Below are 3,616 nucleotides of genomic sequence, written 5' to 3'. Positions count from 1 at the left end.
AAAGTGCCTTCTTGGCCGGTATCCAGGAGTCGGAAAATTCTAATAATCGGTGATACTGATTTCGGGGTACGGTCAGGAGTCGGAAAATTCTAATAATCGGTGATACTGATTTCGGGGTACGGTCAGTGGTTGTCAAACAATTACTTTATCTTGATTCGATTTTTGGGGAGATACTTAGAAAATCGTTCAGTGCACTAGTCACGCGTTCAATCACGCCTTGCCAGTCGCCGGCCTGGTCTTGCCTGAACAGGCTTGCGCTCGGATACCAAGGGCTGTCCTCGCGATCCAGCAACCAGCGCCAGTCAGGCACCCAAGGCAAGAGAATCCAGACCGGTACGCCCAGAGCGCCGCTCAGGTGGGCGACGGAAGTATCCACGCTGATTACCAGGTCGAGATTGGCGATGATGGCCGCGGTATCGTCAAAGTCCGAGATATCGTTTGCTATTGGCTTGAGCCGCGGGATTTGCTGCAAGAATAGCTGGTCCGCATCCCGCACGTCTTGTTGCAGCAGAAAGAAGTCCGCTCCATCCAGTTGCAGTATCGGCGCAAATTCCTGCAGTGGCACAGAGCGTCTGTGATCGTTGGTATTGCCCGCATTGCCGGAACATGCCAGGCCGATTTTCAGTTTGCCATTGGCGAAATTCTGCCGTTTTCTCCAGCTTTCCTTTTTCTCGCTATTTGCCTTGAAATAAAAGGGCGTGGCGGGAATGTTTGTCAGATCGGTTTTGAACACCAGCGGCAGGCTCATCAGCGGTGTTTGATAGTCGATCGGCGCGGCGTCTTCACCGATGGCGATCACCTTGAAGTCGCCCATGGTCTGGGCGATTGTCTTCAATGCCGGATCGACTTCCAGCACCACCTTAGCCCCGAGCGCTGCGACCAGAGCAGCATAGCGGCAAAACTGGATGGTGTCGCCCAAACCTTGTTCCGACCATAGCAAAATCCGCTTGCCGCTGACAGCCGGCTGGCCCAGCCACAAAGGGATCTCGGTGTGGCGTGGAAAATCTGCATTGCCTTTTTTCCATCGGTATTCGTAGCTTTGCCAGCCTGTTTCGAATTGCCCCAGCACCAGTTGCGACAGCGATTGATTCGACCGCACATCCGCATAGTCGCCTTGCAGGCTGAGGGCGCGCTGATAGCTGGTGAGCGCTTGCTGGTGGCGTTTCATACGGCTCAGGGTCAGGCCGTGATCGCCCCACGCTTCGGCATTGCCGGGAGCTAGCGCCAGACCCGTTTCATTGTCGCTCAGGGATTCGGCATAACGCTCCAGCTTATGCAGGATGACAGCGCGGTCGAGCCAGTAGGCCGCGGTTTTCGGCGCTAGCGCTATTGCGCGGTCGAGGCTGGCGAGCGCATCGGTATAGCGCTGCAGTTTGTCCAGCGCCAAGCTTTTCTTGTACCAGCTATCAGCTGTCGGCTGCAACGATAACGCGTGGTCAAAGCAAACCAGTGCTTCCTCAAAACGCCGCAACTGGTACAACATGCTGCCCTTGTGTGCCCAGCCGTCAGCGTAATCCGGCCATTTGACTAATGCTTGTTCGACGCAGTCCAGCGCCTCCTGATGGCGCTGCAAATTGATCAGGGCAACCGCCTTGGCCAGCAGGATTTCGGGCTTGATATAACCTAAGGAAATAATTTTTTCATAGGCGCCTAATGCGGCCCCGAATTGACCTGATTCAAACTGCACCCGTGCCAGCTTGTAATGCAGCGAGACATTCTTGCCATCCAGTGCAAGCGCTTGCCCGAACAGATGCGCCGCTTCGTTTCTTTTTCCGATGGCGGCGTAGATCACACCGAGGATATGCAGAGCATCGAAGTTTTGCGGCTGGCTCTCCAGAATACTTTTCAGCGATCGTTCAGCATGGCCGGTATTGCCGTTCTGGAAATCCTTGTATGCTTGTTGAATAAGATGGATCGTGTTCATGTATGGCTGCTTGAGGGCTGCTGTGGCTGTTGGCCGTCTATGGGAGAGTGTGGGAGCATAGCACTGGATTGAATCGGCATCAGCAGTTGGCGCTTCGGGGATGAATGTGCAGCAACTTATAGTAATCATCCCAGTTGTCAGATGGATTACACTGTGCGTTCTACATAACGGAGAGTGGCATATGGCCGGATGGGTGACGTGGATGTTGGCGGCTGGTCTGCTGGTGGTGGCGGAACTGTTCACTACTACCTTGTATTTATTGATGGTGGCGATTGGCCTGGCTGTCGGTGGCGTCGCCGCGCTGATGGGGCTGGGCGTGGAGTGGCAGTTATTAATTGCCGCGGTGGTAGCTTTGATCGCTACCTATATTTTGCGACGGAGCAAATTCGGTCGCCGTACCAGAGTCAAGGCTGAGCGCGATCCCAATGTCAATCTGGATATCGGTCAAGCGATCACGGTCGAGCAATGGCAGCATGATGTCGGCACCAACGGCGGGGGCGGCGGATATACGGCGCGCGTCAAGTATCGCGGCGCGATGTGGGATGTCGAGCTGGCGCCGGCGGCAAATGCGGATGCCGGCCAGTTTTTTATCCAGGAAATACGCGGCAGTCGGCTGATTGTCGGCAACAGCCCCATTCAGCACTAGTACAGCTAGACCTCATCCCTCGCCGCAATGCGTTGAATTGCGGCGAATGACCCTGTTTCAATTCATAAGGAAAAAAATCATGTTCGGAAGCGTCTCGTTAGTCTTGCTGGTGATCGTCATTATATTTGTTGCTAAAACCATCAAGGTAGTGCCGCAGCAGCATGCATGGGTGGTTGAACGCCTGGGCAAGTATCACGCAACCCTGGGGCCGGGGCTGAACATCGTGGTGCCGTTCATCGACCGGGTGGCCTACAAGCACGTCTTGAAGGAAATACCGCTGGATGTGCCGCCGCAGGTTTGCATCACCCGCGACAACACGCAGTTGCAGGTAGACGGCATCTTGTATTTCCAGATTACCGATCCGATGCGCGCTTCCTACGGTTCCTCCAACTATATCGCCGCGATCACGCAACTGGCGCAAACCACCTTGCGTTCGGTGATCGGCAAGATGGAGCTGGATAAAACATTCGAAGAGCGCGATCACATCAACACCACGATTGTCAGCGCGATTGACGAATCGGCCGCCAACTGGGGCGTCAAGGTGCTGCGTTACGAAATCAAGGATCTGACGCCGCCCAAGGAAATCCTGCATGCGATGCAGGCGCAGATTACCGCTGAGCGTGAGAAGCGGGCGTTGATTGCCGCTTCGGAAGGCCGTAAACAGGAACAGATCAATATCGCGACCGGTGAACGCGAAGCTTCGATTGCCAAATCTGAAGGTGAAAAACAGGCTTCCATCAACCGTGCTCAAGGCCAGGCGGCAGCGATTCTGTCGATTGCCGAGGCGAGCGCCGAAGCTATCCGCAAGACTGCGGCGGCGATCCAGTCGCCGGGTGGCTCGGATGCTGTGAATCTGAAAGTGGCTGAGCAATACGTGGCGGCGTTCGGGCAATTGGCGAAAACCAATAATTCGATCATCGTGCCGGCCAATATGGGAGATATGAGCGGCTTGATCGCTACCGCCATGCAAGTGGTCAAGTCTCAGTCCAAGTCTTAATTACCTCATGATGAAGCGGCCCCCGGCGAAATTTCAACTTCGCCGGGGG

Annotated in this window: 3 protein-coding genes; 2 read left to right on the top strand and 1 reads right to left on the bottom strand. The window is 55.1% G+C overall.

From position 1 onward, the window contains the following. Window positions 1-145: 145 nt before the first annotated feature. Window positions 146-1,924, bottom strand: a complete 1,779-nt coding sequence (locus KHU33_RS25730; protein WP_211468330.1) for a tetratricopeptide repeat protein — start codon at window positions 1,922-1,924, stop codon at window positions 146-148. A gap of 181 nt (window positions 1,925-2,105) precedes the next feature. Here KHU33_RS25730 and KHU33_RS25725 point away from each other — a divergent pair, with 181 nt between their 5' ends. Together KHU33_RS25725 and KHU33_RS25720 are read left to right on the top strand one after the other, a co-directional pair. Continuing rightward, window positions 2,106-2,570, top strand: a complete 465-nt coding sequence (locus KHU33_RS25725; protein ID WP_211468328.1) for an NfeD family protein — start codon at window positions 2,106-2,108, stop codon at window positions 2,568-2,570. A gap of 79 nt (window positions 2,571-2,649) precedes the next feature. After that, entirely contained in the window at window positions 2,650-3,567 is a 918-nt protein-coding gene (locus tag KHU33_RS25720; RefSeq protein WP_211468326.1) for an SPFH domain-containing protein, read from the top strand. The last annotated feature ends 49 nt before the right edge of the window (window positions 3,568-3,616 follow it).

The organism is Collimonas silvisoli, assembly GCF_018305005.1.
In the GTDB taxonomy this organism is placed as follows: Bacteria; Pseudomonadota; Gammaproteobacteria; order Burkholderiales; family Burkholderiaceae_D; genus Collimonas; species Collimonas silvisoli.
The sequence above is the reverse complement of the archived record's forward strand: the minus strand, read 5'-3'. Positions and strand labels throughout refer to the sequence as shown.